The 21,323-nt window shown below is 67.4% G+C and carries 13 protein-coding genes; 6 read left to right on the forward strand and 7 right to left on the reverse strand.

Features of this window, described 5'->3' with window-relative positions; genetic code table 11:
• Positions 1-142 precede the first annotated feature (142 nt).
• Positions 143-1,663 carry a fumarate hydratase gene (locus C556_RS0106295; RefSeq protein WP_018747389.1) on the forward strand — a complete coding sequence of 507 codons (1,521 nt, stop codon included), beginning with the start codon at positions 143-145 and terminating at the stop codon, positions 1,661-1,663.
• A gap of 195 nt (positions 1,664-1,858) precedes the next feature.
• On the opposite strand, the gene C556_RS0106300 is transcribed toward C556_RS0106295, so the two are convergent.
• The 4 genes from C556_RS0106300 to bcsA are packed head-to-tail and all read right to left on the reverse strand — an operon-like array spanning position 1,859 to position 10,051.
• On the reverse strand, positions 1,859-4,462 hold the full coding sequence (locus C556_RS0106300; RefSeq protein WP_018747390.1) for a cellulose synthase subunit BcsC-related outer membrane protein: 2,604 nt from the start codon (positions 4,460-4,462) through the stop codon (positions 1,859-1,861).
• Positions 4,459-5,484 carry a family 8 glycosyl hydrolase gene (locus tag C556_RS0106305; protein WP_018747391.1) on the reverse strand — a complete coding sequence of 342 codons (1,026 nt, stop codon included), beginning with the start codon at positions 5,482-5,484 and terminating at the stop codon, positions 4,459-4,461. The genes C556_RS0106300 and C556_RS0106305 overlap by 4 nt, the downstream gene beginning before the upstream one ends.
• Positions 5,481-7,784 (reverse strand): cellulose biosynthesis cyclic di-GMP-binding regulatory protein BcsB, encoded by a 2,304-nt coding sequence (locus tag C556_RS0106310; protein WP_018747392.1) that lies wholly within the window; start codon positions 7,782-7,784, stop codon positions 5,481-5,483. The genes C556_RS0106305 and C556_RS0106310 overlap by 4 nt, the downstream gene beginning before the upstream one ends.
• Complete coding sequence (gene bcsA, locus C556_RS0106315; protein ID WP_018747393.1) at positions 7,781-10,051, reverse strand: UDP-forming cellulose synthase catalytic subunit; 2,271 nt, start codon at positions 10,049-10,051, stop codon at positions 7,781-7,783. The genes C556_RS0106310 and bcsA overlap by 4 nt, the downstream gene beginning before the upstream one ends.
• Positions 10,052-10,524: 473 nt before the next feature.
• Between bcsA and C556_RS0106320 the strand changes: the two genes are divergently transcribed.
• Positions 10,525-11,547, forward strand: coding sequence for a threonine ammonia-lyase (locus C556_RS0106320; protein WP_018747394.1), 1,023 nt, complete (start codon positions 10,525-10,527; stop codon positions 11,545-11,547).
• 12 nt (positions 11,548-11,559) lie between these two features.
• Here the strand turns inward: C556_RS0106320 and C556_RS0106325 are convergent, their stop codons facing one another.
• Positions 11,560-12,495, reverse strand: coding sequence for an AfsR/SARP family transcriptional regulator (locus tag C556_RS0106325; protein WP_157236001.1), 936 nt, complete (start codon positions 12,493-12,495; stop codon positions 11,560-11,562).
• A gap of 723 nt (positions 12,496-13,218) precedes the next feature.
• On the opposite strand from C556_RS0106325, the gene C556_RS0106330 reads away from it, so the two are divergent.
• From C556_RS0106330 to C556_RS0106340, 3 genes are all read left to right on the forward strand, one after another.
• Positions 13,219-15,114 carry a glycosyl hydrolase family 18 protein gene (locus C556_RS0106330; protein WP_026262862.1) on the forward strand — a complete coding sequence of 632 codons (1,896 nt, stop codon included), beginning with the start codon at positions 13,219-13,221 and terminating at the stop codon, positions 15,112-15,114.
• A gap of 243 nt (positions 15,115-15,357) precedes the next feature.
• A complete protein-coding gene (locus C556_RS0106335; protein ID WP_157235953.1) occupies positions 15,358-16,569 on the forward strand; it encodes a Dol-P-Glc:Glc(2)Man(9)GlcNAc(2)-PP-Dol alpha-1,2-glucosyltransferase in 1,212 nt (403 codons plus the stop codon).
• Positions 16,570-16,962: 393 nt separating this feature from the next.
• Positions 16,963-19,035, forward strand: coding sequence for a glycosyl hydrolase family 18 protein (locus tag C556_RS0106340; RefSeq protein ID WP_245559222.1), 2,073 nt, complete (start codon positions 16,963-16,965; stop codon positions 19,033-19,035).
• 174 nt (positions 19,036-19,209) lie between these two features.
• Here C556_RS0106340 and C556_RS0106345 read toward each other — a convergent pair whose 3' ends face one another.
• Both C556_RS0106345 and C556_RS22580 read right to left on the reverse strand, forming a co-directional pair.
• Complete coding sequence (locus C556_RS0106345; RefSeq protein WP_018747399.1) at positions 19,210-20,616, reverse strand: PhoH family protein; 1,407 nt, start codon at positions 20,614-20,616, stop codon at positions 19,210-19,212.
• Between the two features lie 66 nt (positions 20,617-20,682).
• On the reverse strand, positions 20,683-21,138 hold the full coding sequence (locus tag C556_RS22580) for a peroxiredoxin (protein WP_018747400.1): 456 nt from the start codon (positions 21,136-21,138) through the stop codon (positions 20,683-20,685).
• Between C556_RS22580 and C556_RS22830 the strand changes: the two genes are divergently transcribed.
• A complete protein-coding gene (locus C556_RS22830; RefSeq protein ID WP_157235960.1) occupies positions 21,137-21,319 on the forward strand; it encodes a hypothetical protein in 183 nt (60 codons plus the stop codon). The genes C556_RS22580 and C556_RS22830 overlap by 2 nt on opposite strands.
• The last annotated feature ends 4 nt before the right edge of the window (positions 21,320-21,323 follow it).

Consider the following 21,323-nt stretch of genomic DNA (forward strand, 5'->3'; position numbering starts at 1 on the left):
CAACGAAGGTTGGATGGCTCGATTCTACTCGCCCAGCCCGCGCCGCGTGCCGCACAACGTGCCGGGGGGAAGCCCCCATCCTTGCCGCGGGCATGGAGCTGCTAGAATCGCGCTTTTTCCGCAAGACCACCCTGGAGCACACATGGCCGTCATCCGCCAGGACGATCTGATCGACAGCATCGCCGACGCCCTGCAATACATCAGTTATTACCATCCCAAGGACTACATCCAGGCACTGGGTCGGGCCTACGAGCGCGAGGAAAGCCCGGCGGCCAAGGATGCCATCGCCCAGATCCTGACCAACAGCCGCATGTGCGCCGAAGGGCATCGCCCCATCTGCCAGGACACCGGCATCGTCACCTGTTTCGTGCGCGTCGGCATGAACGTGCAGTGGGCCGACGCGACCATGGGCGTGGCCGACATGGTCAACGAGGGCGTGCGCCGCGCCTACCTGCATCCGGACAACAAGCTGCGCGCCTCGGTGCTGGCCGATCCGGCCGGCGCCCGCAAGAACACCCGCGACAACACCCCGGCGGTGATCCACTTCGAGATCGTCCCCGGCGACACTGTGGAAGTGGACATCGCCGCCAAGGGCGGCGGCTCCGAGAACAAGACCAAGTTCGTCATGCTCAACCCCAGCGACTCCATCGTCGACTGGGTGATCAAGACCGTGCCGCTGATGGGCGCGGGCTGGTGCCCGCCGGGCATGCTGGGCATCGGCATCGGCGGCACCGCCGAAAAGGCGATGGTGCTGGCCAAGGAATCGCTGATGGAAGAGATCGACATCCACGAGCTGATCGAGCGCGGCCCGCAGAACCGCATCGAGGAGCTGCGGCTGGAGATCTTCGAGAAGGTGAACGCGCTCGGCATCGGCGCGCAGGGCCTGGGCGGCCTGGCCACGGTGCTGGATGTGAAGATCAAGGATTACCCGACCCACGCCGCCAGCCTGCCGGTGGCGATGATCCCCAACTGCGCCGCCACCCGCCATGTGCACTTCATCCTGGACGGCAGCGGCCCCGCCGAGCTGGAGGCGCCGCGCCTGGAGGACTGGCCGGACGTGACCTGGACCCCGTCCGCCGCCGCCACCCGCGTCGACCTGGACACCATCACCCGCGAACAGGTCGCGGCGTTCAAGCCGGGCCAGACGCTGCTGCTCAACGGCAAGCTGCTCACCGGCCGCGACGCCGCGCACAAGCGCATGGTGGACATGCTCAACCGCGGCGAAAAGCTGCCGGTCGATTTCACCAACCGCTTCATCTACTACGTCGGCCCGGTCGATCCGGTGCGCGACGAAGTGGTGGGCCCGGCCGGCCCCACCACCGCCACCCGCATGGACAAGTTCACCCGCCAGATGCTGGAGAGCACCGGCCTGCTGGGCATGGTGGGCAAGGCCGAGCGCGGCCCGGTCGCCATCGAGGCGATCAAGGACAACGGCGCGGTCTACCTGATGGCGGTGGGCGGCGCGGCCTACCTGGTGTCCAAGGCGATCAAGGGCAGCCGCGTGGTGGCCTTCGAGGAACTGGGCATGGAAGCGATCTACGAGTTCGACGTGGTCGACATGCCGGTGACAGTGGCGGTCGATGCCGGCGGCACCTCGGTGCACGCGGTCGCGCCCAAGGAATGGCAGGCCAGGATCGGCAAGATCCCGGTCGCGGTCGGCTGATCGGCCGGTGCCGCATGAAAAGGCCGCCCTCGGGCGGCCTTTTCATTGCCGAAGGCTGCGAAGGGTTGGAGCGGCTAGCAAAACCCAGCGAAGCGGTTCTGGCTGGGAGTGTGAAGCGCAGACAGTACGTGTACTACGGCATGCTCGGCTCGGCGCCCCCACGCGACACCGCCAGAAGGGTTTTGTCAGCCGCTCTCAGCGCCGCTCCAGCCCGAAGGTCAGATCGCGCGCATTCCCTGGCAGGTCGCGGCTGAACACCGCGCCGCGCGGCTCGAAGAAATAGCGCAGGAACAGCAGGCCGGCCACCTGGGTGTCGCGCCCCGGGCTGACATTGGCGCCCAGCATGCCGCCCACCTGCCAGTTGGCCGACAGGCGATGCGCGCCGGCCAGTTGCAGCGAGGCATACAGGCCCTGGTCGGTGGTGGCGGCGTAGTCGTCGCACACCACGCCGGCCGGTGCGCCCAGCGGGAAGCACGGCGCGGCGTCCTGGCGCGAGCGGCCGTAGCCCAATTCCACGCCGCCGCGCCACTGCGTGCCCAGCCCTTCGCGGCTGAGGAACTGGCTGGCGATGCCGACCGCCCAGTCCTGCTGCGGGCTGTAGTAGCCGCCGTGGCCACGGGTGAACTGGCCGAGGTTGTCGCGGTAGTGCTGGTAACGCACACCCGGACCGATGGTCAGGTAGTCGAAATCCGGGTGTTGCAGGTCGTAGCCCAGTGCCACGCCCAGGCCCCAGCCCTGGTTGGTCGCCACGTCGTCGCCCGGCAGGCGCTCGACGCGTGCCTCGGCGGAAATCCCCCAGCGCGGCGCCGGCTGGGTGAACAAGGCGCCGGCCAGGCGTTGGCGCTGCACCGCGCCCCAGCGCTCGCCCGGCCGGTACGGATCGGCCATGCCGCGCCACGACAGCAGCGATTCGCGCACCGGCGCGGCATCCAGCGACAGCTCCCACCAGCCGCTGTCCATCTGCTGGCGCGCCGCCAGTTGGCCTTCCCAGCTGGTCGGACCGTCGCCGCCGCTGGTGACGCCGACGCCGGCGCGCCAGCTGGTCCAGCCCTCGCGCAGCACGCCCAGCCACAGCTCGTCGGCCTGATCGCGGGTATCGGGCGCGACGGCGTAGCGCTGGCCCGGCGTGCCCAGGCGGCCGTGGTCGGGGGCCTGGCCGGCGTCGAGCCACAGGTGGCGGTAGCGCACCTGCAACGCGTCCCGGTCGCGGATCGACTCGCCGCGCAGGGTGCCGGACCACGCCTCCAGGCGGCCGAGACCGGCGTCGCCGCTGCGGTGTTCGTAGCCGGGCGCGAACACCAGCGACGGACTGTCGATGCCGTCCAGCGCCGGTGGCGCCTGCCGTTGCGCGGCCGGGATCAGCGACTGCGGCGCGGGCAGCGCGGCATGGCTGGCGAGGAACAGCTTGCGCTGGTACAGGCGCTGCGCCTGGAGCGCGTCGTTGAAGTCGGCGAGGGCGCCACCCAGCTCGTCGGCCTCGCGCGCCAGCAACGCCAGCTCGCCGCGCTGTTGCCGCGCCAGCGCCAGCCCTTCGGCCGCTTCCGGCGACGGATCGGCCCGGTACAGCGCGGCGAAATCGTGCGCGGCCTGCCCGGCATCGCCCAGTTGCAGCGCATTCCAGCTATGCAGGCGCAGGATGTCCTGCGCCATGGAGTCGTCGGCCCCGGCCTGCGCCTGCGCCAGCGCCGCCTGGCTGGCCGCGTAGTCGCCACGGGCATTGGCCTCGACCGCGCGCGCGTAGGCCAGCCGGGCGCGCAACGCCGGCAGGCGCGCGTCGTCGGCGATGGCCGGGGCGGCGATCAGGGCCTCGCTGGCGTCGAGATCGCCGCGTTCCAGCGCGAGCATCGCCAGTGCGTAGGCCGCTTCGGCGTCGGCGGGGCGCCATTGGCGCGCGCGCTCGAACCATTGTTCGGCCTGTTCCGGCGCGCCGGATTGGTGGGCGCTCCAGCCGGCGAGCAGCGCGGTGTCGGCGTCGCGATAGGCGATGATCTGCGGCGCCAGCGCGACCAGCGTCGCGTCGGTGGCGGCATCACCGGGCGTCGCGTCGGCCAGCCCGGCCACCGTGCGCTCGTAGCGGATGCGCGCCAGCTCGGCGTCGCTGGCCGCGTCGCGCCGGCCTTCGGCGATCTCCAGCTCCAGCAGTTGCGCATAGCGCTGCGGCGACAGCAGCGGCTGGGCCTTGTACAGCGTGGCGATGCGGTTTTTCGCCGGCTGGCAGTCGGGAAACAGCCCGCGATAGATGCGCCACGCGCCGTCCTGGTCGCCGGCGCGGGCCAGGATCTCGGCGGCCAGCCAGGCACGGTCGATGCGGGTGCAGCCGAATTCCTGCGGCGCGGCGGCGACCACGGTGCGCAGGGCGTCGGCATCCTGCAACGCCAGCGCGGCGGCGATCTCGCTTTCGCGCCCCAGTCGCGCCCGTTCGCGCAGCAGCGCGGCGTCGGGGCGCCAGCCGGGATGGGCGCGCTGCTGTTGCGCCAGTGCGCGGTCGAACTGGTCCAGCCGCCTGGCGTGCAGCAGGCGCCACAGCGGGCGCTGGTCCGGCGCGGTCGCCGGGGCTGGCTTGCCGTTCGCCTGGTCCGACGCGGCGGGCGGGGTCGGGGAGGGCGAGGGTTGCGGGGCGACCAAGGCGTCCTGGGCGCGACGCTGGCTGTCGAGCGTGTTGCTTTGCGGGCTGTGCTGGCTGTCGAGCAGATCGAGCATCTGGCCGTCGCGTTGCTCGCGCAGCAGATTCTCCTGCGGCGCGGCGGTCGCGGCGGCGGCGCACAGCGCGCCCAGGGCGAACAGCGCGGCGCGGGTCATCGCCCGGCCTCGCGCTCGGCCAGACGCGCCAGCAGCGCCAGCGTGGCCGGGTAGTAATCGGCATCCGGCCCTTCGGGCGCGGCCGGGGCGGCGGGGTCGTCGCGCAGGCGGCGTACCGTCGCCGCCAGTGTCAAGACGCCGTTCGGCGCGTTGTAGGGGTCAGTGGCGTCGTCGCTCAGGTCGGTGGTGGCAGGGTGGATCGGTCCGTCGTCGAAATCGCGCCAGAAGGCCAGGAACGATGCGTAGCGCCCGGCGTCGCCCTGGCGCGACCATGACAGGTAGAGCGGGATGCGCAGCGCGTTGTAGCCGTAGCGGGTGCCCAGGCGCGGCACCAGTGACAGCCGGCCATCCGCGGCCACGGCCAGCCAGTCCGGCGGCAATTGCCAGCGCCCGTAGCGCGCGGCGTCCAGCAGCGCCAGACCGCTGCGCGGCAGTTCGCGCCAGACGCGATCCGGGTCGGCGCGCTGGAATTCGGCGAACGCCGGGAACAGCCAGTACGACAGGTTGACGATGGCGCGCTTGTCCTCGACGAAGCCGACCTTGCCCGGCAACAGCAGCGGCCCGTAGGGGCTGGGGCGCAGCAGCGTGCCGCGCACTTCGGCCAGGATGGCGCGGGCGCGGGCGCGCCACGCGGGCTGGCGCCAGCGCTCGGCGCCGCGCAGCAGCGCCCAGGCGATCAGCAGGTCGCCGTCGGTGGCGTTGTTGCGGTCGCCCACCGCGCCGCCGTCGCCCGACGGCTTCCACTGCCAGGCGAACAGCGCGTCGTCGCGCACCGCCAGATTGCGGTCGGTCCAGCGCCACAGGCGCTCGAAGCTGGCGCGGTCGTCGTGGGCGACCGCCAGCAGCATGCCGTAGCCCTGGCCCTCGCTATGGCTGATGCGCTCGTTGGCGGTGTCGACGACGCGCCCCTCGGGCGTGACGAAGCGTTGCAGCCAGTCGCGCCAGGCCGGATCGGGGTCGGCGGCGCCGGCCCGTAGCGCGCACAGGCCGACCAGCAGGGCGCAGCACCAGCGGCGGATCATCGGGGTTCCTGTTGCTCGGCCACGTTGCGGTGCGCACGCACGCGGAACAGGCGCACCAGGCCGGCCACCACCATGGCGAGCAGCGCAAGCAGCACCACGGTGACGGCGAACCACAGCCACGGGTGCTGCGAGAAATAGAAGCCCAGCCGCTCGCGCAGGCCGATGCCGCCGTACTCGTAGCGCGCGCCCACCTGCTGCCAGCTCACCGTGGTGCGATCCGGGCTGATCAGCGACACGTCGCCTTGCAGGTTGTCCCAGTAGCGCGGCTCGATCAGCCGGGCGATGCCGTCGCGCAGCGCAGAGGCACTGTCGGAGGTGAATACGGTCAGCGTGCGTTTGCCCGCGAACGGCGCGCGGTATTGCATCGCCAGCAACTGGCTGTCCAGCCCGGCGTCGCCGTCGATGACCACCGGGCCGACCTTGGACGTATCCAGCGAGGTGCGCAGGCCGCCGGACAGCCAGCTCCAGGTGCCGGACCACCAGCCCGGATCGCTGACCGGCACCGCCTGGTTGGACAGCGCCAGCTGGGTGAAGCGCTGGCCCGGCAGCCACGGCGCGCCCTTCAGCGCATCCTTCGGCAGCTGGCTGCTCACGCCCAGCAGCAGGGTATGGCGGTCGTCGGCCGGGCGCTCGTAGCCGTAGCGCACGCGGGTGAGCGGCATGCTCTTGCGCTGCGCCAGCTTGCCCATCAGCGTCCAGGCGGCGGAGACGGTGTCGCTGTCGTGGCCGGCGAGCCAGACGGCCAGGTGCTCGCCGTTGGAGCGCACGGTGTAGGGGAAGCCGGACAGCGCGAAGCGTTGCAGGTCGGGCAACAGGGTGAAGTGGAACACCTGCGGCAGCGTGATCAGCGAGCTGTCGAACAGCGTGAACTGGAGGTTGCCGGTCTGGTAGTTGGCGCAGGCGCCGGCGCTGGTCGGCGTCAGGCGCGGCACGAAGTTGAGGGTGTTGGCGCCCGGGCGGAAATCGCGCAGGGGGATGCGCACCCGGTAGCGCTGCATCAGGCCGCCGCGTCCTTCATCCAGCGGCACCACCTGCTGGAAGTGGCCGTTGAGGAAGATGTTGACCACGGAGTTGCCGCCCATGCCGGCGCCCTGGGCGAAATCCAGCGCCAGTTCGATGTAGGCGTCCTCGGGCGCATAGGTGTCGGCCGGCAGGCTCATGTTCAGCGTCAGCGCGTCGGTGCGCGTGCCTTCGACGCTGCGGGTGGTGAAGCCCAGGTCGGAAAAGCGATAGCTGCCCGGCCGGGCGATGCGTCCGCCGGCGGCGTAGTCCGGCAGCTCGGGCGCGCGCACCGCGCCGATGTTCATCTCGGCCTGGCGCGGGAACGGCGTGCTCTGCCAGGCGAAGGCGCTGGCCGCCGTGGCGACCTCCTCGTCGGTGCGGCCGCTGACCACCACCACGAAGCGCCGCGCGTCGTTGGGCATCGGGTAGATGGCGAGGAAGGCGCCCTTGATCCGGGCCGCGGTCTCCGGCGCCAGGTAGGGGCGCAGCGCCGTGGCGTTGCCCAGCAGCACCGCGTCGCCGCGCAGTCCGCGGGTATCCAGGCCCGGCACGGCGCCGCCGCCGCGCGTTGCCGCCGGTTTGGCCAGCGTGTGGCGCACCGTCAGCGGCAGGTAGCGCAGGCGCAGGGCGGCGCCTTGCGCCACGATGCCGCCGGCCGCCAGCAGCGCGGGCTGCGGCTGGCCGGGGGTGACCACGGTCAGCGCGCCGCCCGACCATTGGGTCGGCGCCAGCAGGTCGGCCAGATCGGCCAGGGTCGGGTTGATCGGCTTGAGGGCGGTATCCAGCCGCAGCGTGGAGCGCGTGGTGTCGATCTCGGTCCACAGCTCCGGTGCGGCCGGGTCTTCGCACTGCATGGTGTAGTGCTGGGCGGCCACAAAGGAGAGCGTGTTGTAGCCCGGCTTGAGCAGCGCCACCGGCAGGCGGATGTCGGCGACGATCTCGGGCTGGCGCGGCGACAGCGGCAACTGCACCACCGTGCTGCCGTTCAGTTGCACCGCCAGTTGCGAGCGCTCGGCCAGCAGCGACACCGAGTTGGTCGCCACCAGCCGCAGTTGCGCGTACTGCACCGATTCGCGCGCCGAGATCGGCAGGCTGAACTCCACCCGGCCTTCGGCGCCTTGCAGCCGCAGCGGCCCCTGCGTGGGCAGGAAGCTGGACAGCGGCAAGCCGCCGGGCGCGGCCGCGGCCGCCTTGGGCGCGGAGGCGTCGCCGGCGGCGGGTTCGGTGGCCAGCGCCAGCGGCCCGCACAACAGGGCGAATAAGAAGGGGGCCAGGCGTCGTGGCAGCGCGCGCATCATCGGGGGGCTCCGGAAATCCAGGTGATCAGTTCCACGCCTTGGCGGCGCAGGTGGCGGCCGAGCAGTCGGCCGTAATGAAGCAGGTTGTCCCGCAGGTAACCCAGCGCGGCATCGACGATGGCGCGCGAGTGGTCGAAGGCATAGCGCGCGCCCAGCCAGCCCAGGCGCACCAGACTGGCGCCGATGCCGATCTGGCGGGCGCGGGCGCGGCGGTAGGACTGCCAGCGCGAGCTGTCGCCGTGCGCCAGCGCCACCACCTCGGCCAGCAGTTCGGGCTGGACCTCGGTGAAGGCCACGCCCAGTGCCACGCTGCCGTCATCCAGCCGGCGCTCGTTCTGGATCTGCACCCGCAGGTGCGAGAAGCGCGACAGCGCCGGGTTGTGCACCGCGAGGAAGGCCTTGGCGCTGGTGCGAACTCGCGGCATCACGCCGGGCGTCAGCACCAGCCGCGCGCCGGTGCCCGACAGGTCGTCGATCTGGCAGTGCAGCGGTTCGCCGTGCTGGTACAGCACCAGTTCCGCCGGCAGGTCGGCCGGCATGCGTGGCGTGCCGCGTCGCTGGCGACGCTCGAACAGCGCGCCCAGCGCGGCATTGAGCAGCAGCAGGTTGAAGCAGTTCCAGGCCAGGGTGATCAGCACCACCCCGCGTTCCAGCGGCACCGTGGCATAGCGCCAGGCGGCAAAGCCGAAACCCGCCAGCACCAGCAGGTAGACCAGATAGAACGGGCCGGCCAGGCGCGAGATGAAATCCTCGTCTAGCTGCTCGCCCTTGGGGGTGACGTTGAAGGTGGGCGCGCGCGGGTTCTTCAGCACCTGGATGATGCCCGGCAGCGAGAAGAACGATTGCAGCAGCTCGTATAGCTCGGAGACGAAGGCCCAGCGCACCTTGCCGAACAGGTAGTCGGACACCAGCATCACCCCGATCACGTGCGGCACGGTATAGGCCAGGAACTCGGTGAAGGTGGCGTCGTAGATATGCAGGCCGCCGATCAGGTAGGCCAGCGGCGCCAGCAGGAACATCACCCGGGCGAAGCCGAAGAACCAGAAAAAGGTGCTGGAGAAGTAGCACAGCCGCTGCGGCAGGGTCAGCCCCTTGAGCAGCAGCGGGTTCTGCATCAGGAAGATCTGCACCATGCCCTGCGCCCAGCGCACCCGCTGGGTGACGAAGCCGCTGAAGGTTTCCGGTTGCAGGCCGGAGATCATCGGCACGCCCAGGTAGGCGCTGTTGTAGCCGCGCGCGTGCAGCGCCAGCGCGGTCTCGGCGTCCTCGGTGATCGATCCGCCCTGGATGCCGCCCACTTCCTCCAGGCAGCTGCGGCGCAGCACGGCGGCCGAGCCGCAGAAGAACGCGGCGTTCCAGAAATCCAGCCCGTGCTGGATCACCGAGTAGAACATCTCGTTCTCGGACGGCATCTCGCCGAACATCTGCAGGTTCTTCTCGATCGGATCGGGGTTGATGAAGAAGTGCGGCGTCTGCACCAGGAACATTTTGGGGTCGGCGACGAAGAAGCCCACGGTCTGTTCGAGAAAATCCACCGTCGGCACGTGGTCGGCGTCGAAGATCGCCACCAGGTCGCCGCGCGACACCTTGAGCGCGGCGTTGATGTTGCCCGCCTTGGCGTGTTCGTTGCGTTCGCGCGAGATGTAGTGCGCGCCGTGGCGCTTGGCCATCTCGGTCAGCTGCATGCGCCGCACGTTGGCGGCGATGGCCTTGAGCGTGTCGTTCTGCGCCCGCTTCTGCGCGGTGCCGCCGTCGTCCAGCAGGTAGACGCGCAGCTTGTCCTGCGGATAACGCAGGTTGCGCGCCGCCCGCAGGGTGATCTCCAGCAGGTCGGGCGATTCGTTGTAGGTGGGGATGAACACGTCCACCGTCGGCCACGCGGCGCTGTCGGCGGGCAGTGGCACCGGCTGCCGGCGCAGCGGGCGCACGTTGACGAACATGCCCAGCAGCGCCACCACGATGCCGTACAGCTCGGCGCAATACAGCAGCAGCGCGGCGATCAGGTCGGCCACGCCGTGGTATTCGATGGTGGAAGTGGTGCGCCAGTAGAGGTAACGCAGGGTCAGGAATGCCGCCAGCATCATGAAGAACAGGCGGCTGCGCGGCAGATGGCCCAGCTTGCGCAGCACGAACAGGGTGACGAGGCAGGTGCAGGCGAAGACCAGCTGCGACAGCGTGTCGATGGGGATGGACACCAGCAGCAACAGGGTCGCTGTCACGGTCAGGGCCGCGAGCACGGCAAGGCTGGGTCGGGCGGATAGGCGCATTGTCAGCCGACTTACGAAAAGGGAAGGGACTCTCTCATGACCTAGCTTGCAGGGGAAGCGGTGGTGCTGGTGATTTTGCAGTATTTATCACTCTATTCCTGCGCTATGTCAGTTGCTCATAAGGCGTTTGTAGCAAATAACGGCGCAGGCGGGTGGCCGAGGTGGAAGATGCTGACACCGCGTTCGCGGGGGTAAGCTTGATTGGCCCCGTTGTGGCACGGCATACTCGGCGGGTCATGTGTACCGTTCCCGCCCCCTTTTCGCTTCGTCAGGTCCGCCGCGCCGCTGCGCGCGGGCGTCTGGTCGCGGGTGGCGCGGCCGTCCCGTCGTCGCGCGCGGGTTCGCGCGGCGTCGCCATCATTCGAATTCTCCAGGGTCGCTGAGCTGCGGCTGGTGCCGGTGCTCGGCGGCCCGGCCCGCTCGACCGCGTGCCGTCCGGCGCGCGGTGTCGTCGTCGCTCACGGAGAATCCACATGTCATTCGTCACCGCCGAAACCGCCCCGGTTTCGTCCGCCGCCTATCCCACCTTGTCCGACATCCAGGCCACCGCGCGCCGGCTGGCCGGCCGCGTGCTGCACACGCCGGTCTGGCACTGGCGCAACGGCGCCGCTGCGCAACTCGGCGACACCGAGGTCTGGCTCAAGCTGGAGCTGTTCCAGGAGACCGGCACCTTCAAGCTGCGCGGCGCGCTCAACTGCATCGCCGCCTTGCCGCCCGACGCGCTGGCGCGCGGCGTGGTGGCCGCCAGTGCCGGCAATCACGCCATCGCCGTCGCCCATGCGGCGCGGCTGGCGGGCACCACCGCCAAGGTGGCGATGGCGCGCCACGCCAGCCCCGCGCGTATCGCCGCCTGCCGCGACACCGGCGCCGAAGTGCTGCTGGTCGATTCGGTGCACCGGGCGTTCGAGCTGGCGCAACAGCTGGTCGAGCGCGAGGGGCGGGCGATGGTGCATCCCTACGACGGGCCGCGCATCGCCGAGGGCACGGCCACCATCGGCCTGGAGCTGATGGCGCAGGTGCCCGGCCTGGACGCGGTGATCGTGCCGGTGGGTGGGGGTGGGCTGTGCGCGGGCATCGCCGCGGCGGTGCGGCAGCTCGATCCGCGCTGCCGGGTGTTCGGGGTGGAGCCCTTCGGTGCCGATGCGATGTACCGCAGCTTCCAGGCGGGCAGGCCGATGGCGCTGGAACAGGTGGATTCGGTGGCCGACAGCCTGGGTGCGCCGTATGCGATGGATTACAGCTACGGCGTGTGCCGCCGCTTCGTCGAGGACATCGTGCGCGTTTCCGACGACGCGCTGCGCCAGGCGATGTACTACCTCTACCGCGACGTGAAGCTGGCCACCGAGCCCGCCACCGCGGCGGCCACCGCCGCCTTGTTGGGCCCGCTGCGCGACACGCTGGCCGGCCGCCGGGTGGCGGTGATCGCCTGCGGCGCCAATTTCGACCCGGCCCGCTTCGGCCAGTTGCTGGAGGAAGGGCGGTTGCTGGCGGCGTGAGCGCGGCCGCGCTCAGTCGTCGAACAGTTGTAGCGACATCTGCAATTGCGCATCCGCCTCCGCCAGGTGGCGGCGCGCGCTTTCCAGCATCTGGCGCGGATCGGCGGATGCCACCCGCGTCACGATGTGGATGGGCTCGACCGGTAGCGGCGGGGCGGCGGTGGCGGCCGGCTCGCGCTGCCCGGCGTCGAGGGCGCTTTCGGCGATGCGCCGGTACAGCGCCACGGTTTCGGGCATCGGGTGGATGGCCAGTTCGCGGCGCAGCAGGCCGCGGCAGAATTCGAACTGGCGCAGCGCCAGCGCGCGCTGGCCGTTCATGACATACAGCCGCATCAGCTCGCGGTGGATGTCCTCGCGCAGCGCGTCGCAATCGAGGATGGCCTGGGCATGGCGAATGCCGCTGGCGTGATCGCCGGTCAGGCTGCAGAACTTCATCAGCCGCCCCTGCGCGTTGAGATAGATGCGGCGCAGCTTCTCGCGCTCGCGCAGCGCCCAGTCGTCGGTGAAGTCGCCCAGGATGTCTGCCTTGTACAACAACACCCCGGCACGCAACCCGGCGATCTCATCCTCGCCCAGCATGTCCAGCGGTCGCGCCAGCCCCGGTGCGGTCAATTGCTGGAACTGCTCCACGTCCAGCGTCAGCGCCGCATCCGGCAGCAGCCCGATGCCGCCGCGGCGGTCGCTGCCGATCAAGGTGCCGGCCGCGATGGGCGGACGCTCGATGGCCTTGCGCAGTCGCCACAGCGCGGTGTTGAAGGTGCCGGCGTTCACGCCTTCGCCCTTGTCGGCCCACAGCACCGCGGCCAGCTCCGAGCGGCTGAAGAAACGCCCCCGCGCCAGGGCCAGGAACGCCAGCAGGCTCGCCGCGCGGCTCGACAACGCAATGCCGGAGTGCGCGGCGTCGTTCACCTGGATGGACAACGATCCGAACAGGCACAGGTGCAACACGATCAACCCCGGGCGAGCGGGTGGTTACGTGGACTTGTCATGTTTTTCTATCTCGTTGTCATAGGTAGCCTCCACCGTAGACAGGACAATTTAAGCCATCTACCCCATTCGACGATTAGCCGGGGCCAAGACGACGAACGCGAGCTGGTTGTGACGGGTGGTGGGGTGGGGGACGGACGATGCCGCCGGCATCGCCTGCAGTCTGCCGGGCAGGCCGGATAGGCATCACGCGACTGAACGCCCCAGGCGGGGATTTCGCGTTTTTTTCGCGGGCTTTTGTTCGATTTGACGAGTGGAATTTCTATTCCTATTTGAACTTTTGCTGATTTCAAATTTGAAAATATCACCATTTTATTAAATGGTCATCTATGGTTTTTCTTACCTCCTTGTAATCGATTTTGAAAACGGTTTTTGGGATTGATTCGGCCAATCCGCTTCCATTCATCCCTGCTGGGCGGGGGTGCCATTTTTTGGGGTTTATTTATGTAACTCCATGATTTTTATAAAAACAAACGCACGTGTAGCTTTCTTTGACACACTACATTTCGTGGCGGATCATGTGTTTCATGCCGCACCGGATGAAAAAGGGGCGTGCCTGGCCGGGATGCATTTTCAGGTTGTTTTATTCGCGGTCATGCCAACACCTCGCGGCAAAAGACTTCCCAATAAAGGGAAGGGCTTCCCAGTGGGAAGATGAAATAAAACAATCGAAAGGAGTTTGGTATGTCACGATTAAAACGCTTCACCCTGGCGGCACTGCCTGCCGTGCTGGCGGCCTATGTGTTTGCCGCGGCGCCGGCATGGCAGGAAGGAACGGTCTACGCGACCGGCGATGTGGTCAGCTATGCCGGTGCCGAATACCGCGCCCGCACCACCCATACCGCCCACATCGGTGCCAACTGGAACCCGGCCAGCTCGCCCACCTTATGGGTGCTGGTGGCAGGCGGCGGCGGTGAAGTCACGCCGCCGCCGATCACCCCGCCCGCCGTGACGCCGGTCGTGCCGGTGACCCCGACCCCGGTCGCCACCGGCTGCCACCAGGCGTGGTCGAGTACCGAGGTCTACCTCGGCGGGGCGCTCGTGACGTACAACGGGCGCAACTACAAGGCCGGCTGGTACACCAAGGGGGACGAGCCGACCAAGGGCGGCGAATGGGGCGTGTGGAAGGATCAGGGGGCCTGCGCCGGCGATGGTGAAGTGACCCCCGTGCCCGTGACACCGGTGCCGGTCACCCCGGTGCCGGTGACGCCTGTTCCCGTGACCCCCGTGCCGGTGACGCCCGTGCCGGTGACTCCTGTCCCGGTAACGCCGGTGCCGCCTGGAGGCACCCAGGTCGGGGCGTACTTCTCGCAGTGGGGGGTTTACGGTCGTGGTTACGAAGTGGCCGATATCGACCGCTCCGGTGCGGCAGCCAAGCTCACCTTCATCAATTACGCCTTCGGCAACATCTATCAGAGGAACGGCGGTTACGAATGCGCTTCGGGCATCAATCGCAGGGAAACCGGCGCGACCAACCCGAATGCACCGGACGCCGGGCTGGGTGGGGATGCCTGGGCCGATTACGTGCGTGAACCGACAAGGCTGGTCGATCCGAGCAAGACCACGAGCTGGGGTGCGCCGCTGCGCGGCAACTTCAATGAGCTGAAGAACCTGAAGGCCAAGTATCCCAACCTGAAGGTGTTGATCTCGCTGGGCGGCTGGACCTGGTCCAAGTGGTTCTCCGCCGCCTCGGCCACCGATGCGCTGCGCAAGCAGTTGGTGAGTAGCTGCATCGACGTCTACATCAAGGGCAACCTTGCCGCGTACGATGGCAGCGGTGGCGCGGAAGCGGCCAAGGGCGTGTTCGATGGCATCGACATCGATTGGGAATTCCCGGCAAGCCACGGCGGCCAGCCGTACAACACCGTCAGTCCGGCCGACACCAGGAACTTCACGCTGTTGATGCAGGAATTCCGTACCCAGCTCGACGCGCTGAACGACGGCCACAAGCTGCTGACGGCAGCCATGGGCGCTGGCAAGGACAAGATCGATCTGACCGAACCGGCCGAGTACAGCAAGTACCTCGACTGGATCAACATCATGTCGTACGACTACAACGGCACCTGGGCGGCGCAGGGCCCGACCGACTTCCAGGCGCACCTGTATCCCGATCCGACCAACCCCAACGCCATCGACAGCAAGACCGGCGAACCCAGTCTGGCGACCTACTACAACACCGACTCCGCGGTGAAGTCGCTGATCGCCAAGGGCATTCCGGCCAAGAAGCTGCATCTCGGCATCCCGTACTACGGCCGTGGCTGGACCGGCGTGCAGCCGGGCCCCAACGGCGATGGCCTGTATCAAGCCGCCACCGGCGCCGCCACCGGCACCTACGAAGCCGGCAACGAGGACTACAAGGTGCTGAAGAACGCGCCGGGTACGGTCTACTACCATCCGACGACCAAGCAGTCGTGGAAGTACGACGGCAACAACTGGTGGAGCTACGACACCCCGCAGGACATCGCGGTCAAGGTCGAGTACATCAAGGAGAAAGGCCTGGGTGGTGCCTTTGGCTGGTCGCTCGACGGCGATACCCCTGAAGCCGAGCTGACGAAGGAAATGGCCAAGGTTCGCAACTAAACCAAGGCCGGTCTCACATCTCTTGCTCATTTCCCCCGCCCTGACCGGCGGGGGCTTTTTTCGCAAGGCTGTGACCGGTACGGCCGGACGCCTGTCGAGGGCATCCACGTCAGTACGGGTCGTCGACGCATCGCCGTCGGCAAGCACCTCTGCGCCCCGGCTCCGGGCCGACCGCTGATCATGTTGTCGAATCAACCCGAGCGCCCATCCCACGAGGTGCGGCGCCTTGAGAGGAGCTTTCCCATGAGTGCCAGACTGGGATGGTTGTACCCGTATGCCTTGCTGTACCTGTTCATCCTGATCGTCGCCTTCTACTTTCCCGACATCGCCCCGATGGCGGACGAGGGCATCCACCTGTACCAGATCCAGCATTTCCATGCCGGTCATCTCGACCTGCATGGCGCGCTGACCAATATTCCGGGTTATCACTGGCTGATGGCCTTGCTCACCATGCCGGTGGAAACACCGAGCGTGGTGCTGGTGCGCCGGATCAACGCTTTCTTTGCCCTGGGCACGCTGACCACCCTGATGGTGCTCACTTACCAGGTGCGTGGCCGGCTCTGCATCACCCGGGTCACGCAACTGCTGTTCATGCCGCTGGTGCTGCCGTTCTACTTTCTGATCTACACCGACGCGGTCAGCCTGCTGCTGATCTTGTTGTGCCTGTCGCTGGGGCTGTCCAACCGCATGCTGCTGGCCGCGGTGATCGGCACGCTCAGCCTGGGCATCCGCCAGAACAATATCGTCTGGCTCGCCATGATGCCGTTCCTGCTGTATGCCACCGAAGGCGGCGCCTGGACCGACCGGCGCCGGTTGCTGCGCCACGTGCTGCGCTGCTGGCCGTTCGGTCTTTGCGCCGTCGCCTTCCTGGCGTTCTACTTCATCAACGGCGGTGTGGCGGTCGGCGACCAGTGGGCGCACCCGCCGCTGGCCATCCACTGCGGCAATTTCTTCTTCATGCTGCTGGTCTACCTGGTGCTGTTCCTGCCGGCCATCGTGTCGCACCTGCCCAAGACCCGGGCCTTCGTGCTGGCCTTGCCGCACAAGGGCTTGCTGCTGACCTTGCTGCTGATGGTCTATCTGTTCGGCTTCACCAATAGCCATCCCTATAACCAGGTCTACCCGGAGTACTTCCTGCGCAACATGGTGCTGATGACCATGGTGTCGTCGGTGTGGATCAAGGTGCTGTGCTTTCCGCTGATGGCGCTGGCCTTGTGCGACTTCCTGGCGCGTTGCCCCGGGCGCCCGGCCTGGGTGGTGATCGGCGTGTTCGCGGTGCTGGCGGTGGTGCCGGCCTGGCTGATCGAACAGCGTTACTACATGGTGCCGCTGTTGTTGATGCTGCTGTATCGCGATGAAGAGGCACCCTGGGCGGAGGCCGCCACCACCTGGTTCTATCTTTTCGCCGGCGCGGTATGCACTTACGGCATGACCACGCATCGCTTCTTCATGTGACGTTGGCGCGCCGTGCCCTGGCCGCAGGGGAGGTCGCCCGTGTTCCGGCACTGCCTCCGGGCAATGATGTCCGGCCCTGCCGGGCGCGGTGCGACGGCGGATCAAGGCGCGACGCCCGCTTATCGCTGGCGGACGGTCGCCAAATCACTTGAGGTTTTTATCTCAAACCTTTGATTAACAATAAAAATACATTCGTGTATCTTTTTTGGCATTTCTTGTGCAGATGGAGGAACATATCCCCGGCGGCATCCACTGCCGCCCATTATCCGAGGATCAATGCAGCTGTCAGGCGGGCTCTCAGGTCCGCTGGCCAGGGGTGGCGGCGCATTCAGGTTCAAATCGAAGAGCACAGAGAGGATGGTAAGCATGATGCGAAATCGTCGATGGACACTGATGGCAATTCCCATGGCGCTGGCGGCGGCAAGCGCCTTTGCGGCGTATCCGGCCTGGCAGGAAGGCAACACCTACAGCGCGGGCACGCTGGTCAGCTACAACGGCGCGGACTACCGCGCGCTGGCGACCCATACCGCCTGGGCGGGCACCAACTGGAATCCGGCCCAGTCGCCCACGTTGTGGGTGAGGCTGGCGGCATCCGAGGGCGATGGCGTGGCCCCCACCGCGGTTCCCACCGCCGTGCCGACGGCGGCGCCCACCACGCAGCCGACCACACCCCCGGCGCCCGCGCCCGCGGCGGGCTGCTTCGCGGCATGGAGCGCCGATGAAGTCTATGTCGGCGGCAATCAGGTGACCTACAACGGCCGCAACTACAAGGCCAAGTGGTGGACCCGCGGCGACGATCCCGCCCGTTCCGGGCAATGGGGTGTCTGGCAGGATCTGGGGCCATGCAAGGGCGGCGACACCCCGAGCCCGACTCCGACCCCGGTCGTCACCCCGACGCCCACCCCGACTCCGGTGACGCCCCCGCCGTACACGCCGACCCCGACTCCGATCGTCACACCGACTCCGACCCCTGTTGTCACACCGACACCCACGCCGGTGGTCACGCCGACCCCGACGCCCGTTGTGACGCCGACCCCGGTGGTGACCCCGACGCCGGTGGTGCCGACGCCGACGCCCGTCGTGACACCCACGCCGGTCGGCCCGACCCCGGAGCCGCTTCCCGGCGCGCAGGTCGGCTCCTACTTCACGCAGTGGGGTGTGTACGGCCGCAACTATCAGGTCAAGCACATCGACACCAGCGGCTCCGCCGCCAAGCTCACCTTCATCAACTACGCCTTTGGCAACCTGTATCAGAAGAATGGCGGTTACGAGTGCGGCATCATCAACAAGGCGGAGCCGGGCGCAACCAACCCGAACGCGCCGGATGCCGGCACCGGCGGCGATGCCTGGGCCGATTACCAGCGTGGCGTCGGTGGCGATGCCTCGGTGGATGGCGTCGGCGACACCTGGGGCTGGCCGCAATGGGACGACCCGCGCAACGGCAAGTCCGGTCCGCTGAAGGGCAACTTCAACCAGCTGAAGAAGCTGAAGGCCAAGTACCCGAGCCTGAAGGTCTACATCTCGCTGGGCGGCTGGACCTGGTCCAAGTGGTTCTCCAAGGCCGCCGCGACCGATGCGCTGCGCAAGCAGCTGGTCCGTTCCTGCATCGACGTGTACATCAAGGGCAACGTGCCGTTCGATAGCGGCTCCAACGCGGGCGGCGAAGGTGCCGCGGCCGGCGTGTTCGACGGCATCGACATCGACTGGGAATTCCCGGGCGTGATCGGCCAGCCGTACAACACCGTGGCGCCGGAAGACAAGCAGAACTTCACGCTGTTGCTGAAGGAGTTCCGTGAGCAACTGGATGCCATCGGTACCGCCAATGGCAAGCGTTATGCCCTGACCGTCGCCATGGGGGCCGGCAAGGACAAGATCGACATGACCGAACCCGCCGAGTACAGCAAGTACCTCGATTGGGTGAACGTCATGAACTACGACTACAACGGCGCCTGGGCGGCTCAGGGCCCGACCGACTTCCAGTCGCATCTCTATGCCGACCCGAGCAACCCGCAGTACAAGGATTCGGCCACCGGAGCGCGCACGCTGGTGTCGTACTACAACACCAACGAAGCCATCCAGTCGTTGATCGCCAAGGGTGTGCCACGCAGCAAGCTGGTGGTCGGTATTCCGTTCTACGGCCGTGGCTGGACCGGCGTGCAGCCGGGTCCCAACGGCGATGGCCTGTATCAACCCGCGGGCGGCGCCGCTGCCGGCACCTACGAGGCCGGCATCGAGGACTACAAGGTACTGAAGAACGCCGCCGGTACGGTGCGTTACCACCCGACCACCAAGCAATCGTGGAAGTACGACGGCAGCAACTGGTGGAGCTACGACACCCCGCAGGACATCGCGGTCAAGGTCGACTACATCAAGAGCAACAGCCTGGGTGGCGTGTTCAGTTGGTCGCTCGACGGCGATACCGCCGACGGCGAACTGATGAAGGCCATCAGCAAGGTCCGCAACTGATCGGCTTTATCCACGTCCTTCCTTGCAACCCCCGCTTCGGCGGGGGTTTTTTGTTGTGCGCCGGCACGTTGAAAAGCCAACCGGCCCCGATGGGGCCGGTTGAGCGATAGGGCGTGGCAGGGCGCCGCGATACGTATTCCGATCCAGCCAGGAGCTGGCCGGCGGCCGAACCGGCTACAACGTCTCGGCCGCGTAATCCGCCAGGCGCGAACGCTCGCCGCGTTGCAGCGTGATATGGCCGGAATGCCCCCAGCCCTTGAAGCGGTCTACCACGAAGGTCAGGCCGGACGAACCCTCGGTGAGGTAGGGCGTGTCGATCTGGCTGATGTTGCCCAGGCAGACCACCTTGGTGCCGGGGCCGGCGCGGGTGATCAGCGTCTTCATCTGCTTGGGCGTCAGGTTCTGCGCCTCGTCGATGATCAGGAACTTGTTGAGGAAGGTGCGGCCGCGCATGAAATTGAGCGACTTCACCTTGATGCGCGAGCGGATCAGGTCGCGCGTGGCGGCGCGGCCCCAGTCGCCGGCCTCGGCGTCCGACTGGTTGAGCACGTCGAGGTTGTCCTCCAGCGCGCCCATCCACGGCTGCATCTTTTCCTCCTCGGTGCCGGGCAGGAAGCCGATGTCCTCGCCCACCGGCACGGTGACGCGGGTCATGATGATCTCGCTGTAGATCTTGGATTCCAGCGTTTGCGCCAGGCCCGCGGCCAGGGTGAGCAAGGTCTTGCCGGTGCCGGCCTGACCCAGCAGCGAGATGAAGTCGATATCCGGGTTCATCAGCAGGTTCAGCGCGAAGTTCTGCTCGCGGTTGCGCGCGGTGATGCCCCAGATGGCGTTCTTGTTGTGGCTGTAGTCCTTCAGGCTTTCCAGCGTGGCCTGCTTGCCCTCCACCCCGATCACCCGCGCGGCGAAGCCATCCACCGACTGGTACAGCATCTGGTTGGTGTAGAGGTCGGGACAGTCCGGTCCCTTGATCTTCCAGTAGCTGCGGCCGTTCTCCTGCCAGCTTTGCAGATCCTTGCCGTTGGTATCCCAGAAGCTGGGCTCGATCTCGCGCATGCCGGTGTAGAGGAGGTCGGTATCCTCCAGCACCTTGTCGTTGAAGTAATCCTCGGCGGCCAGGCCCATCGCACGCGCCTTGATGCGCATGTTGATGTCCTTGGACACCAGGATCACCTGGCGCTTGGGCTGCATCTGTTGCAGGTGGTGTACCACGCCCAAGATCTGGTTGTCGGCCTTGCCCATCGGCAACTGCGACGGCAGCACGCTGGTGATGGCCTCGGTCTGCAGGAACAGGTGACCGATGGCCTGGCCCTTGCTCGGCTGTTCCAGCGATACGCCTTCATGCAGGTTGTGTTCGCGGCCGGCGATCAGTTCCTCGATGAAGCGGCTGGTCTGGCGCGCGTTGCGCGCCACTTCGCTCATGCCTTTCTTGTTGTTGTCCAGTTCCTCCAGCGTCATCATCGGCAGGAACAGATCGTGTTCCTCGAAGCGGAAGATGGACGTCGGATCGTGCATCAGCACGTTGGTGTCCAGCACGAAGAGCTTGGTTTCCTGAGCGCGGCGGGATTTGCGTGCGGCCATGGCTTTTCCTTGTTGTGATGGATGCTGGATGACAAACGACAAGGCGGCCACTGGGGCCGCCTCGGGTTACTGCTTCAGGCTCTGGACGAAGGCGAGCACCTCCTCGACATGGCCGGGCACCTTCACCCCGCGCCATTCCTTGACGACGGCTCCGCTGCCGTCCACCACGAAGGTGCTGCGTTCGACGCCGCGCACCTGCTTTCCATACATGTTCTTCAGCTTCATCACGCCCATCGCTTCGCACAGCGCTTCCTCGGGATCGCTGATCAGCTCGAACGGAAAGCACTGCTTGGCCTTGAAGCCCTCGTGCGACTTCACCGAATCGCGCGATACCCCGAATACCTTCACGCCGGCGGCGGCGAATGCATCGTGGTTCAGGCGGAAGTCGTTGCCCTCGGTGGTGCAGCCGGGGGTGTTGTCCTTGGGATAGAAGTACAGCACGTAGGTCTGCCCCTGTAGGGCGGCGGGATCGAAGGTGGCGCCGCCGGTGGTCGGCAGCGTAAGGGCGGGAATACTGGACATGGAATCTCCGGTGACGATGACTGCCTGCTTCTGCGGCGGCAGGCTCCGAGGGCGCCCTGACGGCTTTATTCTGGTCAAACCGCCTGCGCCCGGCAAGTGCGTGCCGGCCGGGTTGTTCTTTGCCAACAAGTGGGCGGGCGCGTTGAGTACAATACGCAGCAATTTTTTCCAGATGGTGTGACAAC

This window comes from Chitiniphilus shinanonensis DSM 23277 (assembly GCF_000374805.1).
In the GTDB taxonomy this organism is placed as follows: Bacteria; Pseudomonadota; Gammaproteobacteria; order Burkholderiales; family Chitinibacteraceae; genus Chitiniphilus; species Chitiniphilus shinanonensis.